Annotated in this window: 21 protein-coding genes, 1 riboswitch and 1 other annotated feature; of the genes, 7 read left to right on the forward strand and 14 right to left on the reverse strand. The window is 41.2% G+C overall.

What is annotated here, in order from left to right; all coding sequences use genetic code 11:
* Window positions 1-89: 89 nt before the first annotated feature.
* The 6 genes from serA to WD019_RS13500 all read right to left on the reverse strand — a co-directional run bounded on the left by serA (window position 90) and on the right by WD019_RS13500 (window position 6,636).
* Window positions 90-1,673, reverse strand: coding sequence for a phosphoglycerate dehydrogenase (gene serA / locus WD019_RS13475; RefSeq protein WP_425711819.1), 1,584 nt, complete (start codon window positions 1,671-1,673; stop codon window positions 90-92).
* Window positions 1,666-2,820: a pyridoxal-phosphate-dependent aminotransferase family protein gene (locus tag WD019_RS13480; RefSeq protein WP_026677067.1), complete on the reverse strand. Its 1,155-nt coding sequence runs from the start codon at window positions 2,818-2,820 to the stop codon at window positions 1,666-1,668. Before WD019_RS13480 ends, serA begins: the two co-directional genes overlap by 8 nt.
* 155 nt (window positions 2,821-2,975) lie before the next feature.
* Window positions 2,976-3,227 (reverse strand) — a binding site (T-box leader).
* A gap of 136 nt (window positions 3,228-3,363) precedes the next feature.
* On the reverse strand, window positions 3,364-3,561 hold the full coding sequence (locus WD019_RS13485; protein WP_051291371.1) for a FeoB-associated Cys-rich membrane protein: 198 nt from the start codon (window positions 3,559-3,561) through the stop codon (window positions 3,364-3,366).
* A 29-nt stretch (window positions 3,562-3,590) separates the two neighbouring features.
* Window positions 3,591-5,600, reverse strand: a complete 2,010-nt coding sequence (feoB, locus tag WD019_RS13490; RefSeq protein WP_035350384.1) for a ferrous iron transport protein B — start codon at window positions 5,598-5,600, stop codon at window positions 3,591-3,593.
* Window positions 5,600-5,827 carry a FeoA family protein gene (locus tag WD019_RS13495; protein WP_026677069.1) on the reverse strand — a complete coding sequence of 76 codons (228 nt, stop codon included), beginning with the start codon at window positions 5,825-5,827 and terminating at the stop codon, window positions 5,600-5,602. Before WD019_RS13495 ends, feoB begins: the two co-directional genes overlap by 1 nt.
* A gap of 122 nt (window positions 5,828-5,949) precedes the next feature.
* Entirely contained in the window at window positions 5,950-6,636 is a 687-nt protein-coding gene (locus WD019_RS13500; RefSeq protein WP_425711820.1) for a TerC family protein, read from the reverse strand.
* A gap of 320 nt (window positions 6,637-6,956) precedes the next feature.
* On the opposite strand from WD019_RS13500, the gene WD019_RS13505 reads away from it, so the two are divergent.
* From WD019_RS13505 to WD019_RS13520, 4 genes are all read left to right on the forward strand, one after another.
* Window positions 6,957-7,424 carry a YhjD/YihY/BrkB family envelope integrity protein gene (locus WD019_RS13505; protein WP_425711821.1) on the forward strand — a complete coding sequence of 156 codons (468 nt, stop codon included), beginning with the start codon at window positions 6,957-6,959 and terminating at the stop codon, window positions 7,422-7,424.
* Complete coding sequence (locus WD019_RS13510; protein ID WP_425711822.1) at window positions 7,330-7,770, forward strand: YihY/virulence factor BrkB family protein; 441 nt, start codon at window positions 7,330-7,332, stop codon at window positions 7,768-7,770. The genes WD019_RS13505 and WD019_RS13510 overlap by 95 nt, the downstream gene beginning before the upstream one ends.
* A 19-nt stretch (window positions 7,771-7,789) precedes the next feature.
* Window positions 7,790-8,914 carry a sporulation integral membrane protein YtvI gene (gene ytvI / locus WD019_RS13515; protein ID WP_425711823.1) on the forward strand — a complete coding sequence of 375 codons (1,125 nt, stop codon included), beginning with the start codon at window positions 7,790-7,792 and terminating at the stop codon, window positions 8,912-8,914.
* 169 nt (window positions 8,915-9,083) lie between these two features.
* A complete protein-coding gene (locus tag WD019_RS13520) occupies window positions 9,084-10,118 on the forward strand; it encodes an acyltransferase family protein (RefSeq protein ID WP_425711824.1) in 1,035 nt (344 codons plus the stop codon).
* Window positions 10,119-10,142: 24 nt separating this feature from the next.
* Here WD019_RS13520 and hutH read toward each other — a convergent pair whose 3' ends face one another.
* The gene (gene hutH, locus WD019_RS13525; protein WP_425711825.1) at window positions 10,143-11,666 is read right to left on the reverse strand and encodes a histidine ammonia-lyase; all 1,524 of its coding nucleotides are present in this window, start codon (window positions 11,664-11,666) and stop codon (window positions 10,143-10,145) included.
* Between the two features lie 284 nt (window positions 11,667-11,950).
* Here hutH and WD019_RS13530 point away from each other — a divergent pair, with 284 nt between their 5' ends.
* On the forward strand, window positions 11,951-12,412 hold the full coding sequence (locus WD019_RS13530; protein ID WP_026677075.1) for a hypothetical protein: 462 nt from the start codon (window positions 11,951-11,953) through the stop codon (window positions 12,410-12,412).
* 165 nt (window positions 12,413-12,577) lie between these two features.
* Entirely contained in the window at window positions 12,578-14,002 is a 1,425-nt protein-coding gene (locus WD019_RS13535) for an amino acid permease (protein WP_425711826.1), read from the forward strand.
* On the opposite strand, the gene WD019_RS13540 is transcribed toward WD019_RS13535, so the two are convergent.
* From WD019_RS13540 to WD019_RS13560, 5 genes are all read right to left on the reverse strand, one after another.
* On the reverse strand, window positions 13,992-15,311 hold the full coding sequence (locus WD019_RS13540; RefSeq protein WP_425711837.1) for a TrkH family potassium uptake protein: 1,320 nt from the start codon (window positions 15,309-15,311) through the stop codon (window positions 13,992-13,994). The genes WD019_RS13535 and WD019_RS13540 overlap by 11 nt on opposite strands.
* Window positions 15,312-15,350: 39 nt before the next feature.
* A complete protein-coding gene (locus WD019_RS13545) occupies window positions 15,351-16,007 on the reverse strand; it encodes a potassium channel family protein (protein WP_026677078.1) in 657 nt (218 codons plus the stop codon).
* Window positions 16,008-16,090: 83 nt separating this feature from the next.
* A riboswitch (cyclic di-AMP (ydaO/yuaA leader) is annotated at window positions 16,091-16,225 on the reverse strand.
* 125 nt (window positions 16,226-16,350) lie between these two features.
* The gene (locus WD019_RS13550) at window positions 16,351-17,133 is read right to left on the reverse strand and encodes an undecaprenyl-diphosphate phosphatase (RefSeq protein WP_026677079.1); all 783 of its coding nucleotides are present in this window, start codon (window positions 17,131-17,133) and stop codon (window positions 16,351-16,353) included.
* An 815-nt stretch (window positions 17,134-17,948) separates the two neighbouring features.
* Complete coding sequence (locus WD019_RS13555) at window positions 17,949-18,908, reverse strand: aminoglycoside phosphotransferase family protein (protein WP_425711827.1); 960 nt, start codon at window positions 18,906-18,908, stop codon at window positions 17,949-17,951.
* 249 nt (window positions 18,909-19,157) lie between these two features.
* Complete coding sequence (locus WD019_RS13560) at window positions 19,158-19,766, reverse strand: hypothetical protein (protein WP_026677082.1); 609 nt, start codon at window positions 19,764-19,766, stop codon at window positions 19,158-19,160.
* A 227-nt stretch (window positions 19,767-19,993) separates the two neighbouring features.
* Here WD019_RS13560 and WD019_RS13565 point away from each other — a divergent pair, with 227 nt between their 5' ends.
* Complete coding sequence (locus WD019_RS13565; protein ID WP_026677083.1) at window positions 19,994-20,749, forward strand: CAP domain-containing protein; 756 nt, start codon at window positions 19,994-19,996, stop codon at window positions 20,747-20,749.
* A gap of 73 nt (window positions 20,750-20,822) precedes the next feature.
* Here the strand turns inward: WD019_RS13565 and WD019_RS13570 are convergent, their stop codons facing one another.
* Window positions 20,823-22,304, reverse strand: coding sequence for an ATP-binding protein (locus WD019_RS13570; protein ID WP_425711828.1), 1,482 nt, complete (start codon window positions 22,302-22,304; stop codon window positions 20,823-20,825).
* A 212-nt stretch (window positions 22,305-22,516) separates the two neighbouring features.
* Window positions 22,517-23,086 (reverse strand): TlpA disulfide reductase family protein, encoded by a 570-nt coding sequence (locus WD019_RS13575; protein WP_425711829.1) that lies wholly within the window; start codon window positions 23,084-23,086, stop codon window positions 22,517-22,519.
* Between the last annotated feature and the right edge of the window lie 187 nt (window positions 23,087-23,273).

Consider the following 23,273-nt stretch of genomic DNA (forward strand, 5'->3'; position numbering starts at 1 on the left):
GAAAATAGTTCACTTATTTGAAGGTGAAATTCCGTTAGTTTACCAAAAATAACAAAAAGAAAACACTGCCTTTGAGCAGTGTTTTCTTTTTACAATTCAATTGGGGTGACACTCATAATTTCCGGCAGGGCAACAAGCTCTTCGACCATTTCCGGGGAAAGCTGCTTGTCAACGGTTAACAGCATAATCGCATCTCCTCCGACACCACGGCGTCCTACCTGCATCGTACCGATGTTGACATCTTTGTTGCCAAGAATCGTTCCCACTCGTCCGATAACACCAGGACGGTCATTATGGTGAACGTAAAGCAAATTTCCTTCAGGAGCAGCATCGATCGTATAGTCGTCGATTTTGACGATCCGCGCCCCATACCCATTGAGAAGGGTGCCGGCTACAACATGGCTTTGTGTGCTCGTTTTAAATTCGACTTTTAACCGGTTCGTAAAGCCGCGGCTTTGTGAAGACTTTTGTTCTACGACATTGATTTCTCTCATTTTGGCAAGATACAGTGCATTGACGTAGTTAACTTCCGGTCCGATTCTAAAGGAAAGCGCCCCTTTTAAAATCGTTCTCGTAAGCAGCGCTGTATCGACATCCGCCAATTCCCCGCTATACGTAATGGTGATCTCTTGTACAGGTCCAACTGACAATTGTGCGATAAACCGGCCAAGCTTTTCACCTAACACGAAGTAAGGCTCAACCCGCTCCATTACATGAGGAGGGATAAATGGAAGATTTACCGCGTTTTTAAAGCGTTCACCGCGCAATACTTTTATAAGTTCCTCCGATACATCAATGGCTACATTTTCCTGGGCCTCAACAGTAGATGCCCCGAGGTGCGGCGTTGTGACGACTTGCGGAAGCTTAATGAGCGGATTATCGACCGGCGGCTCTTCTTCAAATACATCGAGCGCGACACCGGCTACTTTTCCGTTTTGGATGGCATCATACAATGCCTTCTCATCAATGATTCCACCGCGGGCGCAGTTAATGATCCGCACCCCGTCTTTCATTTTGGCAAATTCAGCGGCCCCTAGAAGATGATGCGTTTCTTTCGTAAGCGGTGTATGGACTGTAATAAAGTCCGCTTCAGTAACAATATCTTCAACAGACCCGCAAACGACGCCGAGCTTTTTCGCGCGCTCCTCGGTTAAAAACGGATCATATCCGATGACATGCATATTGAATGCTTTGGCCCGTTTCGCAACTTCTGTACCGATACGCCCCATGCCGACAACACCAAGCGTTTTATTATTCAGCTCTACTCCCTGAAAACTTTTTCGATCCCAAATACCTTCGCTTAATTTTTTATACGCCTGGGGAATGTTCCGCGAAACGGCCATAAGCATCGCAAACGTATGTTCCGCAGCCGAAAGTGTATTCCCTTCCGGCGCATTGATGACGATAATTCCGGCTTCCGTCGCCGCATTTAGATCAATATTATCAACTCCGACGCCGGCACGGCCGATTGCTTTCAATCGTTTTCCAGCTTTTAATACTTCAGCCGTCACCTTCGTTTGGCTACGCACTAGAAGCGCATCATATTCCCCAATAACGGCTAGTAAGTCATCCGGGGAAAGATTCGTATTCTGAACCACTTCTACGTCCGGGGCATCTAACAATTGCTGAATGCCGGATTTGCTGAGCGGATCGGAAATGAGCACTTTAAACATGTTGAATCAACACCTCCTGCGCTGCTTTCACACCTGCACCCAGTTCGATTTCCACGCCAATTTGTTTCAAAGCGACTTCGATGGCGGAAACTACCGTAAGAACATCGAGTGGTTCACAATATCCCATGTGCCCGATCCTGAAAATTTTCCCTTTTAAATGTTGCTGCCCGCCGGCAACAACGACATTATGCGTTGTCCGCAATGCTTTGCGTAATGCTTCTGAATCAAATGCGCCTTTCGGGTCGATCGACGTTACCGTTGGCGAAGCATATTCATCTTTCGTCATTAACGGAAGGCCAAGGGCTCGGATCGCAGCACGTGTCATGTCACGCATTAGTTCATGGCGCTTAATAATTTGCGCAAGCCCTTCTTCTTCAATCATTTCACAAACTTCAGCCAATCCGAAAACGAGTGAAACGGCTGCGGTGTACGGCGTCGTTTGATTTTCTAACGACTTGCGGTACGCTTTTAAATCAAGGTAAAAAGCAGGCGGGGTAATGGTTTCGATTGTTTTCCACGCCCGTTTGCTTGCAGCAAGAAACGCAAGTCCAGTTGGAAGCATAAATGCTTTTTGTGAACCGGTAGCAATAATGTCAATTCCCCATTCGTCCATCTCACATGGAACAGCACCTAAACAGCTGACCGCATCGACGATAAAGAGCGCATCCGTCTGTTCATGCACGACTTCAGCTAATTCTTTAACCGGATTCAACACCCCCGTCGATGTTTCACAGTATGTCGCAAACACGGCTTTCACATTTGTATGTTGCTTCAGAAACGATTGGAGCAATTCCGGCGTTACTGCTTCGCCCCATTCTACTTCTAAGCGATGGACAACGATGTTATAGCGGTCACAAATCTTTGCGAAACGGTCGCCAAACGCGCCGCTTACTAAAACAGCAACTTCTTCCCCTGGCTTTACGGTATTGACAACACTCATCTCAAGGGCACTCGTACCGCTACCTGCAATGATGAAAACGTCCTCCTTCGTTCCGAAAATCGGCTTAAGCCTTTCGGCAGTATTTGCGAAAAGCTTAGAAAATTCACCGCTTCGGTGCCCGATCATCGGGCGGTTCATCGCTTGCTGAACGCGATGTGGGATAGGGGTTGGCCCCGGAATGCGTAAAACTAATTTGTCTTCAAACATGGTTCTCTCTCCTTTTATTATCCACTTTTTCTCTTTGAAAAACCGTGACCAAACGGCCGATAGTTTTTCTTTCTTATACTTTCATTCGCAACCTGAGTGCAAATTTTCTGAAAGTACAAAAAACAAAAACCCCTCATCCACACACTACGACTGTAGTGAGGGACGAGAGGTATATTTCGCGGTACCACCCTCATTTGTTTTCTTTTTCACAAAAGAAAACCTTACCAGGTCCATGACCTTCGAGATAACGGATCATCCGGACAAACCTACTAATCTTTTATGCGAATCTAAGATGTTCGGCCTGACAACTCCAAAGCGCTTATCTGTAAACGAAACGACCGATTCGCACCAACCACCGGCTCTCTTTACGCCCCAGCTTTACAGCATAACTTCATCATCGTTGTTTCATATTTGTTAGTTACTTTATCATGGACATTTGTACACGTCAAGAGGAATTTTTCAAAATTTAAAAGAGTCGAAGTTGAGTTAACTAAAAAACGGAATGCGAAGGATCGCATTCCGTTTCACTCTGGCATTTGCCTTTTATTTTTCAGCTGTTGCATGGGAATATCGAGCGGAAAATGGAATCGTTTCTTCTTTTACTTCGCTGCATGCGGTTGTACAGCTTTTGTTTAATGAACAGCCCGCGCATTTTCCCATTTTGCTTCTTTTTACGAATCGGTAAAGGGTAAACCCTGCATATGCAAAAATAAGTACGCCAATGACAACGCTAATGACCATTGTCGTATCCCTTCTTTCTTTTAGAAGTATTAGTTCAAGCCGAGAAGACGTCCGCCCTGATAAATAATAATCGATACGATATAGGCGATGACTAATGCGTAAATAACAGAAAACCACGTCCATTTCGCCGAACCGGTTTCTTTTCGAATAACAGCGACCGTTGCAAGACATGGAACATACAATAAAATAAACGCTAAAAAGCTATAAGCGGACAGCGGTGTAAAAAAGTCCGCCATGACACCTTGCAACGTATGCAAATCGGGTGCAGCATAAATAATATTCATTGTGGAAACAACGACTTCTTTTGCGAGAAAGCCAGTTAAAAGAGCGGCTCCCGCTTGCCAGTTGCCAAAGCCGAGCGGATGAAGAATCGGTGCCAGCACCCCGCCAATCATGGCAAGAAAGCTTTTATTCATTTCCACATTCAAGCCGCCCGGACCCGCATAGGTCAACAGCCAGATGACGACAGATCCGCCGAATATAAACGTTCCTGCTTTGCGGACAAATCCTTTCCCTTTTTCCCACGTGCTTTTTAACAATGTTCGGAATTGCGGAATTCGATAAGGCGGCAATTCAATAACAAAGAACGAACTTTGCTGTTTCAAAATCGTTGACGAAAAAAGCTTCGCCAGCGTCAACGCAAGGATGATTCCCATTAAATACAGTGACAATACGATTAATGCCTGATTTTGCTTAAAAAATGCCCCGACAAATAAGCTGTACACTGTTAAACGAGCGGAGCATGACATAAGCGGCGTCAAAATTACGGTCAACAGCCTTTCTTTCGGCTGTTCAATCGTCCGTGCCGCCATAATGCCTGGAACGTTGCAGCCAAACCCGATAATCATTGGGATAAAGGCTTTACCGTTTAAGCCGATCGACTCCATAATCTTATCCATGACCATGGCCACACGCGCCATATAGCCGGAATCCTCAATAAAGGAGATGAGAAAGAAAAGGATAAAGATTTGCGGAACGAAAACGATGACTCCGCCGACACCCGCGACAATCCCTTGCAAAATTAAAGCGCGAATAAATTCTGTGGCTCCAGCTGCTTTCAGCCAGCCATCAAGCGTATCGGTGAGAGTTCCTGTAATAAAGCCGTCCAACGCATCAGAAATAGGCGTCCCGATCCAATCAAATGTTAATTTAAACATTAAATAAGCGAACAGCAGAAAAATCGGGAGACCGAGTATTTTATTCGTCAAAATGTTATCAATTCGATCAGTAAGCGTATATTCAATTTTTTCAACATCATTTACACAACAAGCTAATAGCGCTTGAATGTAATTGCCCCGTACTTTGCGAATGTGATGGGCCATTGATTTTGCTTTGGTCTCCGATTGGACAGCGTGTTCCGTTTCCTTATACAAACCTTCCAACGTTGAGGACGGTATGTAGTCCGTAAGCATTTCCTTCACAAGCTGGTTTCCTTCAAAAAATTGGAGGGCCAGCCATCTTCCCGGCGGCAGTTTTTCGTCAGCCGGCAGCAATGCTGTTAAACGGGCAATCGCTTCCTCTAAATTGCCGCCATAATCCAATACAAGTGGAGCATTCACCCGCTCTTCTTGTTCGGAAAGTTTGCCGGCAAGGACATCGCAGCCTTTTCCTGTTCTCGCTACAATAGGAACGACCGTGCAGCCAAGGCGCTCAGCCAGCAGCTTATCGTCAATCTCGACTCCCCGTCCTTTGGCGACGTCGATCATATTCAAGCCCATTACAAGCGGTTTTCCGTATTCTAATAGCTGTATCGTTAAATATAAATTCCGTTCAAGTTGTGATGCATCAACAATATTTAAAATGATAGAAGTATCATCATATAGAAGATAATGGGTCGCGACACCTTCATCACGCGATAAAGGATTCAAGGAATAAATTCCCGGGAGATCGATCAGATTCCCTCGCTTGTTCTTTAAAACGCCGACTTTCTTCTCAACCGTTACCCCTGTCCAGTTCCCTACATATTCATAGGATCCTGTAAGCGTATTAAACAAAGATGTCTTCCCGGTATTTGGATTACCGGCTAAAGCAATATTCATCACGCCATTTCCACCTGAATCATTTTTGCTTCACGGCGCCTGATCCCGATTAATTGTCCTTTTGCTTCAACGGCAACAGGGCCACCTAACGGCAGTATGCGTTTAATGCTAACAACCGAGCCTTCCATAATGCCTAAATCCAATAAGCGGCGTTGAACAAGCTCATTGATTTGTCCCGTATTAATAATTCGCGCTTTTCCCCCAGCATGCAGGTCTGTTAATGTCATGGCGTCCACCTCTATAAGAATGATAATTATTATCAGTAGATGATAGTTTAATTATATGAGATTGATTATCATTCGTAAAGAGAAACTTTTTAACAATTTCTTGACATTGAAAACCGCCTCCATTACATCGGAGGCGATTTAGGGTGGGTTGATTGTTTTCTATATTTTTTGATATAGCCTGTGATCACAACAAATGCAATGATAAGCAGCTCGAATAAATGCTTTATATTTTCGTTTTTAAAATGCTCCTTCAAAAATGGCTCTTCTACGATCATTTTTCCGGCCGTCCATGCAATTACCGCGGCGCCGAGTGTAATGATGAACGGAAATCTGACAATTAATTTGATAAAAATCGTGCTTCCCCAAACGACGATCGGGACGGAAATAAACAAGCCGAGTACGACAAGCAAAAAACCGCCGTGGGCCGCCCCGGCAACTGCCAGCACATTGTCCAACCCCATTGCCGCATCGGCAACGATAATCGTAATAATCGCACTAACGATATTGTCTTTTGCCTCTATATCATGATCCTTCTCTTCTGTCATCAATTTAAACCCGATATAAATAAGCATTAGGCCGCCCACAAGCAAAAGCCCCGGTACTTTCAAAAGCCAGACGACCGCAAGCGTTGCGAATACCCGTATAACGACCGCTCCAAGTGTCCCTAAAACAATCACTTTCTTTTGCTGTTCCTCGCGCAAATTTCTCGCCGCAAGCCCTATAACGATCGCATTATCCCCGGCAAGCACTAAGTCAATGACCACAATGGAAAACAAAGCCGTTAGAAACTCCATCGATACGATCTCCATCTTTCAACCTCCACTCATGTCTCCTACTTACATATATGAACCTTTGTCCAAATATAGTAGTAAATAAAAAGGCTCATTCATATAGATGAAACAAGCCTGTGTTGATTTCTTATCCGATGGAAATACTACTTTAAATACGTGTTCAAAAAGGAGGACAAACAGGGCCAAGAAGTTCAAGGAAGCGCAGTCTCCAAGCACCGGAGCGTATGGCTTTTGATACGTGAGGAGCGAAGGAGCAAGCTGACGTAGAAATTCGCCGGCAATGTTTCCCGGACTTTTTGAACATCCTCTTTAAAGTAAAGAATGGTGAGTGTATCGATATGCTTGTTTTTTTTCATAAATTAAAAACCCGCTTTTTTGAAGACAAAGTCTTTGATTTATCCGCTCAATTGGCTTATTACTTCCTTGTATCGCTGTTCCCTTTTCTTTTTTTACTTTTTACTTTTCTCGGCTTTTTGCCCATTTCAACAGAAGATGTATTAAAACTCATTCAACCATATGCGCCAAAACAGGCATTCCGGCTTATCGAATACAATTTGACATCGATTTTGGACCGGAAAAGAGGAGAATTGATTTATATCAGCACCCTTGTCACAACATGGCTTGCTTCAATGGGAATACTGGCAATCATCCGCGTGTTTAATAAGGCCTATCAAGTGGAAGAAAGCAGACCGCTAGTAAAAGAAATCGTTGTTGGAATTATTTTTAACGCTTGGGCTCGTTTTTGCCGTTATTACTTCCCTTCTCCTCCTTACGCTCGGGGAAGTGGGCGGCTATTACGTATTTGACCATTTCAGCCTGGGGAACCCGATCTGGCAGCTATGGAACATTTCACGCTGGGTGCTCAGTTTTCTTATTTTAATGATTGTTTTTATTACACTTTATCTCGTTGCGCCGAATCGGAAATTGAGTATTCGAAATGTGCTTCCCGGAGCCTTTTTTTCAACATTCGGCTGGCAATTCATCTCCATCGGTTTTTCCTATTACGTTACTATTTTTGATTATCGGGAAGTTTACGGGAATCTCGGCGCCCTTTTAACGTTAATGATCTGGTTTTATTTGTCTGCCATGATTATGATCGTCGGCGGGCAAATCAATGCGATTCTTTTAACTTCCAAAAAACGAAGATACTAAAAATTTTTCATAAGAGGCATTGACTTATAGAATCTTCCGTACGATGATGGAAACAGATATCGTTGCAATTTTTGGTGAAGCAAGATTAATTTCTATTTTGGAACGGGAGATTGAAATGTCGGTTAAAAATATTATCATTATTTTATTGTTGGTTGCAGTTAGCATTTTCCTTATTCCTTACAGCATTCCCCTCTTGCTTGCTCTGGCGACTTCGGTTATGTTGGAGCCTGCCGTTAAATTTTTTAACAGGTTAAAGTTAAAACGTGTATTTTCCGTGACGGTTGTCTTTATTTTATTTTTCGCCTTACTCGGTTTATTGATTTTTTGGCTGACAACAACGCTCGTAGTACAGGTCATTCAATTTTCACAAATGGTGCCCTCTTACTCAAAAAGCGTATTTGAACTGGCGGAAAAGTACTTTCACAAATTTGAAAACTTTTACACCAATCTTCCTCCCGAAGTTGTTTCAACTGTAGAAAAAGGCCTAGAGGGGCTAAAAACATATGCGGTTGACGCTGCCAGCAGTTTAACAGGGGCGATCCTTGGTATCATTACCTATATCCCCGAGCTGCTTATCTATTTTATTATTTACCTCGTTGCCGTCTTTTTAATTTTGTTAGATTTACCGCGGCTGAGAAACAATTTTTTAAATATGTTCACTCTTTCAGCAAGGGAAAAAGTCGATCTTGTCTTCTCACAATTGTCAAAAGCAACGGTAGGCTTTATACGAGCACAAATAATTTTAAGTTTTATAACCTACGTTCTTGCTTTAATTGGCCTGCTTATTCTTCGCGTAGACTACGCGATGTTAATCGCGTTGTTAATTATTATCGTTGACATATTGCCAATTTTAGGAACGGGCTCATTCCTTGTCCCATGGGCGGTTTACAACTTTGTCGTCAATAATGATTTTCTTGCTATAGGGCTTTTGATTCTGTTTGCCGTTATCACTATTGTCCGGCGAATTATCGAACCTAAAATACTTGGATCAAGCCTGGGAATATCTGCTCTTGCGGCGCTCATAAGCATTTATCTCGGATTTCAAGTATTGGGAATGATCGGTTTGATTGTTGGTCCTGCCATTGTTATTATATTTGAAGCGTTAAGAAGTGCCGGCTTTTTAAAATTTAGAATCGATTTTTAAAACTCGCTTATTTGCGAGTTTTTTATTTTTTTACAAACATTACAAGTTCGTATCGTTTTCGTAATTTGCGTTAGAAAAATGGAAAAGGTGGGAAATATGAAAGGGAACTACAGAAAGGAAATTTCTATCTCGAAATAGTATTCATGTAAACAGCAGCAAGGAGGTCTTTATGAATACCAAAGTGAAAGAAAGGGACCATTATTTCGACAATGCGAAGTTCATCTTAATTTTTCTCGTTGTCTTAGGCCATTTCTTAACACCAATTAAAGATCAAAAAGATATCTTATATACACTTTACAACTTTATATATACGTTTCATATGCCTGCGTTTATTTTAATTGCAGGATTTTTCACAAAAGGTGTATTTAAAAAAGGGTACATTCAAAAGATTTTAAAAAACGTCCTTGTCCCTTATATTATTTTCCAAATCATTTACACCATTTATTACTACAAATTATACGATAAAGACGATATTCATCTGACGCTATTTGATCCGAATTGGGCCATGTGGTTTCTGTTGAGTCTCGTCTTTTGGAATTTAATGCTTGTCGTATTTACAAGAATTAAATATTCACTTATTATTGCGATTATTATCGGCGTTGCCGTCGGCTATTTTACAGAAGCGGGAACGTATTTAAGCATTCAACGGACGTTCGTGTTCTTCCCTATATTTTTATTAGGACATTATTTGGAGAAAAAAGATTTTCGCCTTATTTTTAAACCTTCGATGAAAATTTTAGCCAGCCTTTTCTTAATTGCATTATTTGCTTTCTATCATTTCATCATTCCCGATAGTTCAAAAGACTGGCTGCTTGCCTCCTCATCCTATGCCGACATTTTAGGAAACAATGCATGGTATGGGGGCTTTATCAGGCTTGGAATGTACGCGATTGCCTTTTTAGCGACATTTAGCTTTCTTGCGATTATTCCACGCAGGAAGATGTTTTTTACAGAGATGGGCCAACGAACATTATATATTTATTTGTTGCACGGATTTATTTTAAAATATCTTTTTACGACGGAATTTTTCCATACGCTCAAGAATCAGCACGCTTATTTCGTCGTCTTATTATTAGAGGTTTCGATTACGTTAATTTTAGCGAGCAAGCCGGTTGTTACTATTGCTCAGCCGTTGATTGAAATGAGGTGGTCGAAATTGCAGTTCATGCTGAAAAAATATCGAAAAAAACCTGCGGAAGTTTAAATGCCGCAGGTTTTTTCGTTTTGCTTAGTTGACTATGCATTTTTGTTTTAACAGCAATTCGTTCCACTTTTTATCAGTCAGCCATTTTGCAATGTTTTCAACATCCTTAGAGAACACTCTGTCTTTTGTAATAACAGGGCAAACTTGCCGGGCTGCTTCGTAAACTTCCTTCGTTTTCGGAGCTAATTTGTCCGCCCCTCGATAATGAACAGCTTGCAAAGCACATACGGTTTCAATCGCAAGTACACGGCGAACGTTCGCGATAATTTGATACGCATGGCGGGCTCCAATTGTTCCCATGCTTACATGGTCCTCCTGGTTCGCAGATGACGGAATGGAATCAACGCTTGCCGGATGAGCGAGTGTTTTATTTTCAGAAACAAGGGCGGCCGCTGCATATTGAAGAATCATTGCCCCGGATTCAAGACCAGGATTCGTGCTCAAAAATGCAGGCAGTCCTCCGCTTAACTGAGGGTTTACCATCCGTTCAATGCGCCGTTCGGAGATGTTCGCAAATTCAGCCATTGCAATTCCCAGAAAATCCATTGCGAGTGCGACTGGCTGTCCATGGAAGTTACCGCCTGAAATAACCTTTCTTCCTTCGTCAAAAATAAGCGGGTTATCCGTTGCCGCATTGATTTCGATCTCAAGCTTTTCTTTCACATACGTAAGCGCTTGCCATGAAGCCCCGTGTACTTGAGGAATACACCGGATCGAATAAGCATCCTGAACCCGAATTTCTCCCTGGCGAGTCGTCAGCTGGCTTCCTTCCAAATAATTGCGAATGCGCTCAGCCACTTCAATTTGTTCTTTGTATCCACGTGCTAAATGAATGTCTTCATCAAACGGATCAATAATACCATTTAAGCCTTCCATTGTTAGTGCCGCTATCGCCTCGGTTTGATACGCCAATTGTTCGGCTTCTAAATAAGCGACAACCCCCTGTGCTGTCATGGCTTGTGTTCCATTGATCAGGGCAAGTCCTTCTTTGGCAGTTAATGTAATGGGTAGAATGCCTTCCGCCCCTAATGCTTCAATTGCCGGGACACGTTTTCCTTTGTAAAAGACTTCTCCTTCGCCAATCAACACGAGTGCAAGGTGAGATAACGGCGCCAAATCACCGCTTGCGCCAAGAGAGCCTTGCTGCGGAATAACCGGGATCACCTCCTGGTTAACGAGCTTCAATAATGTTTCGACAACAACCGGACGAACCCCGGAAAATCCTTTAAAAAGGGCATTCGCTCTAAGAAGTACCATAAGGCGAGCCACTTTTTCCGGGAACGGGTCCCCTACGCCGCATGCATGGCTGCGAATTAAATTCAGCTGAAGTTCTTCAACATCGCCTTGATCAATATAAACATCGCTTAATTTGCCGAAACCGGTCGTGATCCCATAAATCACCTTATTATTATTCACAATGTAATCAACCGCTTTCCTGCTGTCAGCGACCTTTTTCATGCTTTCTTCAGAAGCGGTGACCTGTTCCCCTTCATCAAGAATACGTTTGATTTCCTCAAGTGTAAGTGTGTTGCCAGTTAATGTGACCATATTCTCCCTCTTTCCTATTAGTTCTATATCGTGATAAAGAAATGAAAATAGGAGGCTGTATCCAGAAATTTACCACTCCAGACACAGCCTCCTTTCATCAGGCATACAAAATTACGCCATTATTTGAGATGTTTTGCTTTACATACAGTTTATTTGCTTTGAAAAATTCCGTCAATTACCTTTCAACAACTTATCAGTTTATCAAATTAAAGGAATTGATGTATAAACTATGAATCTACCGGCAATGATGTTACTACTAAATGAGATGAAAGAGAGTGATGATCATGCTGGAAGTTCAAAGGGAGATCGTCCGTGCCGTGATGAGCCGTACTCCGGTCGCGGATGAAAATGGCGAAGATTTTTTTATCGGCTATGATGCCGAAAGCATTCCATATTTGATTTTGCCTACGGCAAAAGGACTATTGGATGATTCAGAAATGTATGCGATCTCTTTTTCACGCGATGCAGAAAATGTATACAAATACCATTTAGGCAATCAAATTAAAGCTGTTCATTTAAACAGCTTCACGATGTTCCACGATCATTTAGATTTTTTCTTCGGACCGAATCATGCGATGCTGACTCGTTTTCTATCTGAACCCGTTTATCAATCGTATGTTAAATGGTCACGATTCCAACAAGATCAATTAATTAAAGACACCCTGAACCGGTTTAACCAGGCGCAGGATTTTCAAGAAAAAGAACGTTATCGCGATCGATTGTCTTTATTACTTCAAGAAGATTAATGAAAAATGATGATGCCAACATATTCCAGTTCTTCCAAATCGATATTTTAATTTATAAAAATATTGAAATTGGTTGACAAAAATAAATTTCGACAATATACTACAAAATGTTCGTAGTATTAAATTTTCAATAAATTCAATTATTTTTATGGAGGCATCATTACGATGAACATCATGAGAAAGAAATCTATTTCACAAATGATTTCTGAAAGTAATAAAAAAGCATTAAGCCGTTCTCTCGGAGCGTTTGATTTAACACTTCTCGGAATCGGCGCCATTATCGGAACGGGGATTTTTGTATTGACAGGTGTTGCCGCGGCACAGCATGCAGGGCCATCCCTTATTATATCCTTTATTATTTCCGCTATTGCTTGCGGATGTGCGGCATTATGCTATGCCGAATTCTCTTCATCTGTGCCGATTGCCGGAAGCGTATATACGTACACATACGCAACGATCGGGGAAATTGTCGCATTTCTTATTGGCTGGGACTTAATGCTTGAATATTTGCTCGCTGTCTCATCCGTCGCTACCGGTTGGTCGGCTTATTTTCAATCATTGCTCAGCGGATTTGGCATTCACATCCCAGCTGTTTTATCTTCCGCTCCGGGAGCGGGAAAAGGCGGAATTGTCGATTTGCCCGCAATTGTCATAATTTTAATTATTACTGCATTATTAAGTAAAGGCATTCGGGAAAGTGCAAAAGTAAACAATATTATGGTTTTTATCAAATTAGCCGTTGTCATTTTATTTATTGTTGCAGGTGTAGGATATGTGAAACCGGATAACTGGACACCTTTTATGCCTTTTGGCTTCCAGGGAATTATGGCGGGCGCGGCGACAGTCTTTTTTGCCTATATCGGTTTTGATGCAGTATCAACGGCAGCCGAAGAAGTACGCAAGCCACAACGTGACTTGCCGATCGGGATCATTTCATCACTGGTCATTTGTACGACATTATATATTATTGTTTCGTTAGTCTTAACTGGGATTGTCCCATTTGCGAAATTAAATGTTTCTGATCCCGTTGCTTTTGCGCTTCACTTTGTAGGCCAAAATACAATTGCTGGATTAATATCTGTCGGGGCCATTACAGGGATTACAACCGTTCTTCTCGTTATGTTATACGGACAGGTTCGAATCTCTTTTGCAATGAGCCGGGATGGACTTTTACCGCCTGTTTTTTCAAAAGTTCATCCCAAATTCAAAACACCATTTGCAAATACGTGGTTAATCGGATGCATTGCCGCAATTATTTCCGGAATAGTTGATTTAAACACGCTTGCGGAATTGGTGAATATTGGAACATTGTCCGCGTTTACTTTAGTCGCTATTGCAGTAATTATTTTGAGAAAAACGCATCCTAACTTGAAAAGAGCGTTTAAAGTTCCGTTTGTGCCTGTTTTGCCGATCATTACCGTCTTTATTTGCGGTTACTTGATGATCAGCCTTTCCAAAGTAACCTGGATCTCGTTTGTCATTTGGATTGCTATCGGTTTTATCGTCTATTTCTTTTACGGACGCAAGCATAGTAAATTGAATGATGAAAAAAAAAGCAGGGTAAGTTCCCTGCCTTTTTTCATCCCGTAAATAATTCTCCATCGGGGTATCTAATATTCGCCTTATCGGCGGGTTTTGCCAACGAAAAGGCAAGTGTGAGCGGGCCGATTTTCCCGAGAAACATCATGAAAATAATCACAATTTTTCCGACTACAGTTAAATTCATCGTAAAATCCATTGTTAATCCGACCGTCCCAAAGGCGGATACGACTTCAAACAATATTTGCAAAAATGATCCTTTTTCGGTCACGCTCATAATCATTACAGCAAGAAAAATAAAGATGGCACTAATACAGGAGATGGCCAATGCACGCAAAACAATCGTATTTCGAATGGTCCGTTTCATGATAACCGTTTCATCTTTTCCACGTAAAAATGTAACGACAGCAGCCACAATCACGATAAACGTCGTTAATTTAATCCCACCGCCTGTTGATGTGCTTCCGGCACCAACAAACATTAAGAGAATGGTTAACAGACATGTTGCGGGTTCCATATGTCCGATATCGATCGTGCTGAATCCCGCTGTTCTTGGAACAATCGCCTGAAAGTAGGCCGCCCAAACTTTATCCGCTCCTGAAAGCTTCCCGAGCGTTCCCGGGTTATTTCGTTCCATTAAATAAATGGCAATAAACGCCACAATATTAACGGCAATCGTACCTATGATCATTACTTTTGAATGCAGGGATAAATTCTTCCATTTCCTGCTCGCCCAAAGATCAACAAGAACGGTAAATCCAAGTCCGCCTACTATAATAAGTAACGTAATCACCATATTTATCGTCGGGTCACCGACATAACGGGCCAAATTATCAGGCCAGAGGGCAAATCCAGCATTGTTATATGCTGCAATGGTATGAAAGATGCTATAGTACAAGCCCTTTGCGAACCCCATCTCCGGCACCCATTTTAAGCATAAAAAGAAGATTGCGATCAGTTCGATTGAAACGGTAAATAAGAAAAGATTCCGTACAAGGCGAATAACTCCGCCAATCGAGGGCTGGTTTAAGGCTTCTTGCATAATTAGCCTCTGCTTAATGCCAATCCTTTTTCCCATCATAATGACGACCAAAACGGCGAACGACATAATTCCCAGGCCACCGACTTGAATTAAAAACATGATGACAATCTCACCGAATAACGTAAAGGAAGAACCCGGGTCAATAGAAGTTAATCCTGTCACCGTTGAAGCCGATACTGCGATAAAAAAAGAATCGATCCAGGAAATTGGTTTTTCTGTTGCAATTGGAAGCTTTAATAACAACCCACCGATAATAACAAGCGAAAGAAAGATGAGTGCTAATATTTGTGGCGGATTTAATTTAATTGGATTATACATGTATGGCTTTTTCTCTTTTACTCTAAGAGCCACTTTCTGTTACACTCCTTCTGCCTCAAACCTGTTTAAATCTTCATTTCTTCCGATGACAACGAGAATATCTCCGTTTTGAAGTTTTACGTTGGCAATGGAGGAGACAAAAATCTCTTCCTTTCGTTTAATAGCAACAATGTTGCAGCCGAAACGGGCGCGAACATCCAATTCCGTTAACGTTTTCCCGATCAACTTATCAGAAACGGGAATCTCAATGATGCTATATTCATTCGATAGTTCAATAAAATCAATGATTTTATCTGATGTGATCAGTTGTGCGACCCTTTGTGCCATATCCCGTTCAGGGTGAATGATTCTGTCTGCCCCTAGTTTCTCCAGCACCTTATGATGATAATCATCCTGTGCCTTTACCCAGACTTTCTTGACTCCCATTTCTTTCAACAACAATGTTGTCAAAATGCTCGATTGAATGTCGTCCCCGATTGAAACAATAACGTGATTAAAATTGCGAATGCCAAGTGCCTGCAACGCCTTTTCATCGGTCGAATTGGCCTGAACTGCCTGTGTGACAATGTTGGAAAATTCATTGACGCGCTCAATGTCCCTATCAATCGCGAGCACTTCATATCCCATATTAGAAAACTCACGACAAATGCTGCCTCCAAAACGTCCTAAACCAATTACTGCAAATTGCTTGTCCATGCTCTCTCTCCTTATGTTGAATACAAAATGAAAACAACAAAAAAAGACCATTGCGAAAAATGGTCAGCCTGTGTTAAAACTGTCCTTTCTCCCAAATAACGCTTACGAGGTTAGCTGTCGGATTAGGGAATGGAGTATCCCCTCTTGCTGCAAATGCAAGATTCACCCCGGAATGATTGGGTCCCCCGCTTCTTTTTTTGTGATAGTTTAAAAAGTTTGGGAAGCTTTCAGGCTCTCCTTTTTAAACACACATTTAGAATTCAGCGATTTTCAAGGCATTTATTCAGTTCGTAGGAATTTAAGTCTAATTTAATCCTCCTAGCGAAAATTGTCAATCATTTTATTAAAATTTACCAGTAAGCTGAAGGACGACAATAATGAGGCCCAGCCCCCAGACGTAAATGGCAAATCCTTTTAAAGTTCCTTTTTTTAATAGAGAAATCATCCATCTGACCGCAATATAGCCAAATAGAGCCGACATGATCGTGCCAATGGCCAATGCGCCAAACGATATCGACTCCGCTTGTTCTGTAAAAAGATCTTTCGCCTGCAACAAACAGCCGCCGGCTATTGCCGGAATGGAGAGGAAAAATGAAAAGTAAGCTGCCGTCTCTTTATCGATTTTCCGAAAAAGCGCTGCGGCGATTGTGAGACCTGATCGCGAAATAGCTGGCAAAATGGCTGCGCCTTGAAACGTGCCAATGACAATTGCATCCGCAAACGAAATTTGATGAAGTTTTTTAAATCCTTTTTCTTTCATTGAATCTGCTGCCCACAAGATGAAACCGGTCGCTAAAAACTCCCATCCGACCGTCACACCCGTTTTCGAAATTTCTTCAAAATAATCTTTAAAAGATAGACCGATAATAACGGTCGGAATCGTTCCCGCAATTAATAGCAGTCCTATTCGGGAGAACGGTTTTTTCAAAAGGTCAAGCAGTTCTCTCCAATAGACGGTAATAACAGCAATTAATGTGCCGAAGTGCAGCATGGCGTCAAGAAACAAACCCGCATCATCCAAATGAAACAGGTGCCGTCCTAAAAGCAAATGACCCGTTGAACTTATCGGAAGAAACTCCGTTAATCCTTGTATGATCCCCAAAATCATCGCCTGAAACCAATCCATTATCCGTCACCCCTAATCCCGAGTCCATTGGTACAGCGTATTCAGGAATGGAAATCAATAGTACAAGTTCATTATTCTTACCGAGGGAATCGGATGGTTCTTATCAATTTCATCATTGGTTTTGAATTTCATCCTTTAGCAGATTGGATAAGAATTCTTCACTTCTATCTTCAAAACTGGTGAACCCCCAATTAAATGCTTTTACATATAGGCACTTTGGGGAAAAATTGAAGCCCACGACATAAAAAATGCCCTGCAGTACGGTTCCATTGGAGATATTTTCACCTCCGGGACTCGCTTTAGTCCTTGAGACGAGCTCTATCGGACAAAATTTTGCCTCCACTCGAGGCCACTGAAAAAGTCCAAGAAATTTTCAAAAATGCTTTTTCCTAAAAAATACATCCCCACTTTGGTAAGCGAAATGCATTGTAAACACGATGCTATCCCCCACTTCCTAAGTGAAAAATACTGTTTTTTTGGGTTTTGGTTTTTCAAAAATTTTAGTTTTTTATTAAAAGGAACTTTTTCAGTGGCTTCCCTCCACTCTTTATTTTTGTCCTTGAGGCGGGCTCTATTGGACAAAGTTTTGCCTCAAGGACTCATTTTTGTCCTTGAGACGGGCTCTATTGGACACATTTCTACCTCAAGGACTCATTTTTGTCCTTGAGAACGGCTCTATGCGAACAAAATCCAGGCTACCTCATGAAAAATAGTCCTTTAGCAAGCTTTTTTAAGATTAATGCTTTCTTGTTATCTCTCAGAAATGAGGGATAGAAAATCAGTTTTAAGTCAATTGATTTGGAAACAATGCTTAATCAAGCATTTCCCAGCTCCTTTGGCCAGATCAGTTCTTGCAATTGATCCATTGAACGGATGATTGGATTGCCGCGTTCATTTAATACCCACTTGATCAAATTCACGCCGTATAAATGGGTGAGGGTGACATACATCATTTTTCTCCGCCAGGCGGCATCCAATTTCACCCCTGGCCGATAGCTGTTCATGAATGCTTGCATGGCCGGCGAATGTTGGGATAATAAATCTGTATAAAGGCATACCCACTCATATTCTGGAGGAGCAATCCGACAGTCGGCTAAATCAATAAGCCCTGCAATTTCATAGTTTTCACCGTCTTTATCCAAAAGAAGATGATCAGTTGTTAAATCGGCATGAACGAGGCAGCTCTCCCATTGATGTTCGTCATAATTGGTCAGAAACGCCCCGATTTCAAGAATAACTTCTTGTGGCAGGACACCGGTAAGTTCCTTCACGACTTTCTCTTTTCTTTCCTCTTGAAGTAACTCCCAACTACTTAAGTAAGCATTCATTTTATCGGAAAGATCACCAACGGGGTAACCATGAAGTTTTGCGATGATGCCCCCGAGCCCGCGCGCTATTTCTATTTTATTACTTTCGGTCATTTTATCGAAAACCTCGCGAACCGCCTCTCCTTCAATTTTCGTTACGATCATATAATTCCATCCGCCATATTGGCCAACGGCAATAAGACGTGGAATCGGCAAATTGACATCTTTTAAATGGAGGTATGTATCACGCTCCGAATAAAAATCGTTGGGAATGAGCGGCATAAAAATCTTCAGCACGTAAACACCATCAATCATGAAGACGGCGTGTGTTCCCGGATATCCTTTTTGCACAGAATGGCACTTGATGTTTTCCTTTTTGCAAATTTCTTTAATCGCCGCCTCCCAATAAACTTCATTTGTAAAAATCTCTTTCCACTCTTCCCAGCTCGAAATGTCGTTTGCTCGCATGCTCCCCCTCCTATAACTCCCCTAATAAACGCCTGTTTTCCGCCACCCGAGACACTTGTCCAGACCCTTTTTTCTTTTACACATACTATATGGATGTGAGATGAATTCTCTCCTGCCCGGCTTAAAGTAGGGGGCGGAACTTCAGTTTGCTGTCCCTGGCTTTCAAGCGGCAGTTTTGCAATTCCCTACCCCCATTTCTTCATCATGCGTTCGTTTTGCCATAATCCCTCTTCAGGATTATGGCTTTTTTTATTTCCCGCCATTTACATATCGTCTTAAATAAAGCGGAAGTTCTCCTTGTTCAAATACTTGAATCAGTTCGCGGTGGGGAATTTCAACTTTCGAGATGGCGGGATAAATGGATGTGCTTCTCCCTCTTTCATAGCGCCGGCCGAGAGACTCAACCGCTTTCTTCGTATCTTCTTCAATGGAATTGACATACTGTTGGATTTGATGGAGTTGCTGGACAATCATAAAATATTCTGCTTTCATTCGTTCAAGTTCATTGATTTTTTTGCGCATGTGGCGTGTGGCCGCTTCCACTTCCCGGTCCCTTGCTTCATTTAACGTTCGTACAAACTCATCCATTCGATCGTTTTTACTTTCCTTTAAAGCATCCAGTTCTTCGAGCGCTTCTCGTTCTTTAGAAAGATACCGCAAAAAAACATCCCTGCTTTCCTGAAGCTCTTCCCTTCCTATTTTTGAATTCCGCCTCCCATATTCATTTAAAAGATCTTCATATTCTTTCGAGGCGTTTTCTTTTTGTTTATTTAATTTGTTCCATTTTTGAGTTGCCGCTTTAATTTTTTCCTCGTATTCCTCACTCATTTCAACGAATTGCTTTAATTCAGGGTACACTTTAAGTTCTCCCTTCTCTTCCTTTTCTTAAACTATACATATACATCATTCGTTAAAGTAAAACGGTTATCGACCCGGGCATAAAAAAAAATAGGTCCGGAACCTATTTAAAGTGAGCCAACTATAATCATAGTTTGGTAGATGTTACCACACCCCCATTGACCCCCACGCTTTCCCGAAACCTATTTGCGTAACTAACATTACGAAAAAACAGGAGGTACTCATCCATGAAAAAGTTATTAGTTGCATCTATTTTAGGAGCTTCTCTAATTGGTGTAAACGCAGGTGTTTCTCACGCAGCGGCACCGCAAACAAACAATGACTGCAACGTTCAATTCTCGAACGAAGATTTTAATAAATATTTTAATAACGAAGATTTCAACAACTATATCCAGGAGCTTATTCAAAAATATGGACTAGAAAATGTTCATGTGATTAAGAAAAGCGACAATTGGAAGCAAGAAGAAGCAAAACCAAACAAACAAGTACAAGTAAAGGTGCCTGAACAAGCAAAAGCACCTGAGGCAAAACCGGCTCCAAAACAGCCAACAACGGAAAAACAACAAACCAATGAAACTGCAAAAGCACCATCTACTTCTCAATTAACGGCAGATGAGAAACAAATGTTTGATCTTGTCAACAAAGAACGTCAAAAAGCTGGCGTTAAGCCGCTTGAAATCGACATGCGTTTAGTAAAAACAGCCCGTCTTAAATCAAAAGACATGATTGACAAAAACTATTTCGACCACAATTCGCCAACTTACGGTTCTCCGTTTGATATGATGAAAAAGTTTGGCATTTCTTATAATACTGCAGGCGAAAACATTGCAGGCAACCAAACGGTACAAGCTGCTCATACAGCGTTAATGAACTCACAAGGACACCGCGAAAACATTCTTAACCCATCTTATACAAAAGTGGGCATTGGGATCGTAGACGGCGGCCCTTATGGCAAAATGTTTACACAACAATTCATTGGATAAATCATTCAAGACTCCATCTTATAAAGATGGGGTCTTATTATTTTCTTCATTTTTACAGCTATTATACGATTGATTACCAATTCGTAACCGTTGGTTCTTTTTGTCTCACCGGCAAAAGTAATTCAAACGTCGTTCCTTTTCCTTTTTCACTCGTGACATAGAGCATTCCTTTATGGTTTTTTATAATTTTATGGCTGACCATAAGTCCAAGCCCGGTGCCTTCTTCTTTTGTCGTAAAAAACGGCTGCCCTATTTTTTCAAGTACTTCTTTGTTCATTCCTACACCGCTATCTTTAAAAGTGAAGCAAATTGAATCGTCACCTTTCATCGTTGCGGTAATCTCAATTGTTCCGCCTTCTGGTGTTGCTTCTATTGCATTTTTAATTAAATTGATGAAAACTTGTTTAATTTGAAACGAATCGCAATAAATTTCAGGCAGCGGTTCATTTATTCCTAAAAATAAATCAACGTTTTTCAAAATGGCCTGTGTCCGGAGCAATGATACCGTATCTTTTAACGTTTCGCCAAGATTGTTTTTTTCAAGGTGGTTTCGATCTGTCTTTGCAAGCAATAAAAATTCTTTTATAATATGTTCAATTCGATCCACTTCACCTAAAACGATGGAGAAATACGATTCATTGATGTTGCTTTCCGCCTTAATCAATTGAATGAATCCTTTTAATGAAGTTAAAGGATTGCGGATTTCATGGGCGACACCAGCGGCAAGTTCCCCGACAACATTTAACGTTTCGGCTTTTCTTAGTTTTTCTTCCGTTTCCCTTTGCCGGGTCACGTCATGAAAAATGGCAAGATGAATGCCGGGATGTATATCTTTTTTACATGTAAAATGAATATGCTTTATTTCACCGCTTCTATGACGCAATTGGCATTCACCGATTAATTTTTCTTCCTGGAATAACTCCTTCCAGTACGACGATACACTCTTTTGGCAATTAACCCCATCAAAAAAAGGATCCAATTTTTGCATTAATAGATCATCTTCCGCTCTTCCGAATAGTTTGCATGCGGCTGGATTTACATCAATGATTTGGCGATCATCATTAAGGAGAATAAAGGCATCAAGCGCATTTTTGAACAGCTCTTTGAACTTTGATTCATCCTGGTCTTGAACAAAAAAGTGATGCTTTACGTCTATGGAAGTGCCAATCACTTCGATTACATTCCCATGATCAGTTATGGGAATAAGCGTAGTATAGAAGCTGTGTTTGTTATAATGCGTCATTAATGTCGAAATCTTTCCTTCAAAAGCTTCTTCGATGAAGGGTGTCCAATCTGCCAATGCATGCTCGGAAAATAGTTCGTTCATATTACGGAAACGATCTTCATCCTTCTCAAGATCACTTACAGTATGTTCTTTCAAAAATGCGATTAAAAAACCTTTAGGTGACCGCTTTAGCCGAAAAGTATAAACTGGATTCAAGTGCAACGTTTCCGTAAATGGTTTAACATAACGAGACTCTAGCATGTGTAAACGGTCCCGTAACTGACGGATTTCTCTTTTCAATTGAATGACTTCTAGATCCTGCTCGACCATCCGTACTGAAACCCCTTTACTTTATTATTTTATCATTTTATTGCATAAATATTTTCCGTGTTATCTCTTCGACAAATCTAGAGACAATCCTATTGTGCAAATATCCTATTTTCAACACTATCTATTTTAGTTCTTTTTTACTAACTTTTCAGTCAGCCCAAGACAGAAAAGCCCTTCATAAATATTGAAAATAGAAGGACTGGCGGTGATTTTTACTTGATTTTTCCTATAATGTTGTTAATAAATGCATATGACATTGGACCGAGATGTTTTTTTTGAATAATCCCTTTCGAATCAATAATGTAACTTGTCGGGGCAGATAGAATTTCGTATTTTTTTACGGCTTCTGCATTTTGATCAAGCAAAATGGGAAACCATGCATCATATTCCTTCACAAACGATTCAATGTCGTCCCTGTTTTTTTCATTATACGTTAAATTAATTGCAAGAATTTCTACATCTTTTGCTTGGTATTTTTTATAATACTTTTGGAGTGCTGGCATCTCTTTTCGGCAAGGCACACATGAAGTTTGCCAGAAATTTAAAATGACTTTTTTTCCCCGGTAGTCATCAAGCGCGATTTTTTGCCCATCTAATGAAGTTAACGTGAAATTGGGTGCACGGTTTCCGGGATTTAAACCTGTCTTCCCGTTATAATCCCTACTCTCAAACGTTTCGGAAGGATTATCAATAAGAGGTTTCCCTTCCTGACGTGATGCCCAGACGGCGATTCCTATAAGGGCTAGAAGGATGAGAAGAATGAACAACGGTTTTACTTTCATAACAAGCCTCTTTATCGTCAGTTTTTAAAATTTTCGCTCTTTGACTCCATTATATATCCTTTTCTCCTATTTGTCTTCGGTATGATATTGACCATTCTTTTTAAATTTTAAAGAAAATAGGAGTTTTAGCCTATATTCGTACTTATAAAGAATATTGAATTTTAGCCGATATATAATTCGAACACAT

The sequence above is a fragment of the Fictibacillus sp. Mic-4 genome (assembly GCF_049843615.1).
Taxonomy (GTDB): Bacteria; Bacillota; Bacilli; order Bacillales; family Fictibacillaceae; genus Fictibacillus_A; species Fictibacillus_A gelatini.

What these genes read in the sequence shown, in the direction of transcription:
- serA (WP_425711819.1), bottom strand. Translation starts at nt 1,673, where the DNA reads ATGTTTAAAGTGCTCATTTCCGATCCGCTCAGCAAATCCGGCATTCAG.
- WD019_RS13480 (WP_026677067.1), bottom strand. Translation starts at nt 2,820, where the DNA reads ATGTTTGAAGACAAATTAGTTTTACGCATTCCGGGGCCAACCCCTATC.
- WD019_RS13485 (WP_051291371.1), bottom strand. Translation starts at nt 3,561, where the DNA reads ATGGTCATTAGCGTTGTCATTGGCGTACTTATTTTTGCATATGCAGGG.
- feoB (WP_035350384.1), bottom strand. Translation starts at nt 5,600, where the DNA reads ATGAATATTGCTTTAGCCGGTAATCCAAATACCGGGAAGACATCTTTG.
- WD019_RS13495 (WP_026677069.1), bottom strand. Translation starts at nt 5,827, where the DNA reads ATGACATTAACAGACCTGCATGCTGGGGGAAAAGCGCGAATTATTAAT.
- WD019_RS13500 (WP_425711820.1), bottom strand. Translation starts at nt 6,636, where the DNA reads ATGGAGATCGTATCGATGGAGTTTCTAACGGCTTTGTTTTCCATTGTG.
- WD019_RS13505 (WP_425711821.1), top strand. Translation starts at nt 6,957, where the DNA reads ATGCTTGTTTTTTTTCATAAATTAAAAACCCGCTTTTTTGAAGACAAA.
- WD019_RS13520 (WP_425711824.1), top strand. Translation starts at nt 9,084, where the DNA reads ATGAATACCAAAGTGAAAGAAAGGGACCATTATTTCGACAATGCGAAG.
- hutH (WP_425711825.1), bottom strand. Translation starts at nt 11,666, where the DNA reads ATGGTCACATTAACTGGCAACACACTTACACTTGAGGAAATCAAACGT.
- WD019_RS13530 (WP_026677075.1), top strand. Translation starts at nt 11,951, where the DNA reads ATGCTGGAAGTTCAAAGGGAGATCGTCCGTGCCGTGATGAGCCGTACT.
- WD019_RS13535 (WP_425711826.1), top strand. Translation starts at nt 12,578, where the DNA reads ATGAACATCATGAGAAAGAAATCTATTTCACAAATGATTTCTGAAAGT.
- WD019_RS13540 (WP_425711837.1), bottom strand. Translation starts at nt 15,311, where the DNA reads ATGTATAATCCAATTAAATTAAATCCGCCACAAATATTAGCACTCATC.
- WD019_RS13545 (WP_026677078.1), bottom strand. Translation starts at nt 16,007, where the DNA reads ATGGACAAGCAATTTGCAGTAATTGGTTTAGGACGTTTTGGAGGCAGC.
- WD019_RS13550 (WP_026677079.1), bottom strand. Translation starts at nt 17,133, where the DNA reads ATGGATTGGTTTCAGGCGATGATTTTGGGGATCATACAAGGATTAACG.
- WD019_RS13555 (WP_425711827.1), bottom strand. Translation starts at nt 18,908, where the DNA reads ATGCGAGCAAACGACATTTCGAGCTGGGAAGAGTGGAAAGAGATTTTT.
- WD019_RS13565 (WP_026677083.1), top strand. Translation starts at nt 19,994, where the DNA reads ATGAAAAAGTTATTAGTTGCATCTATTTTAGGAGCTTCTCTAATTGGT.
- WD019_RS13570 (WP_425711828.1), bottom strand. Translation starts at nt 22,304, where the DNA reads ATGGTCGAGCAGGATCTAGAAGTCATTCAATTGAAAAGAGAAATCCGT.
- WD019_RS13575 (WP_425711829.1), bottom strand. Translation starts at nt 23,086, where the DNA reads ATGAAAGTAAAACCGTTGTTCATTCTTCTCATCCTTCTAGCCCTTATA.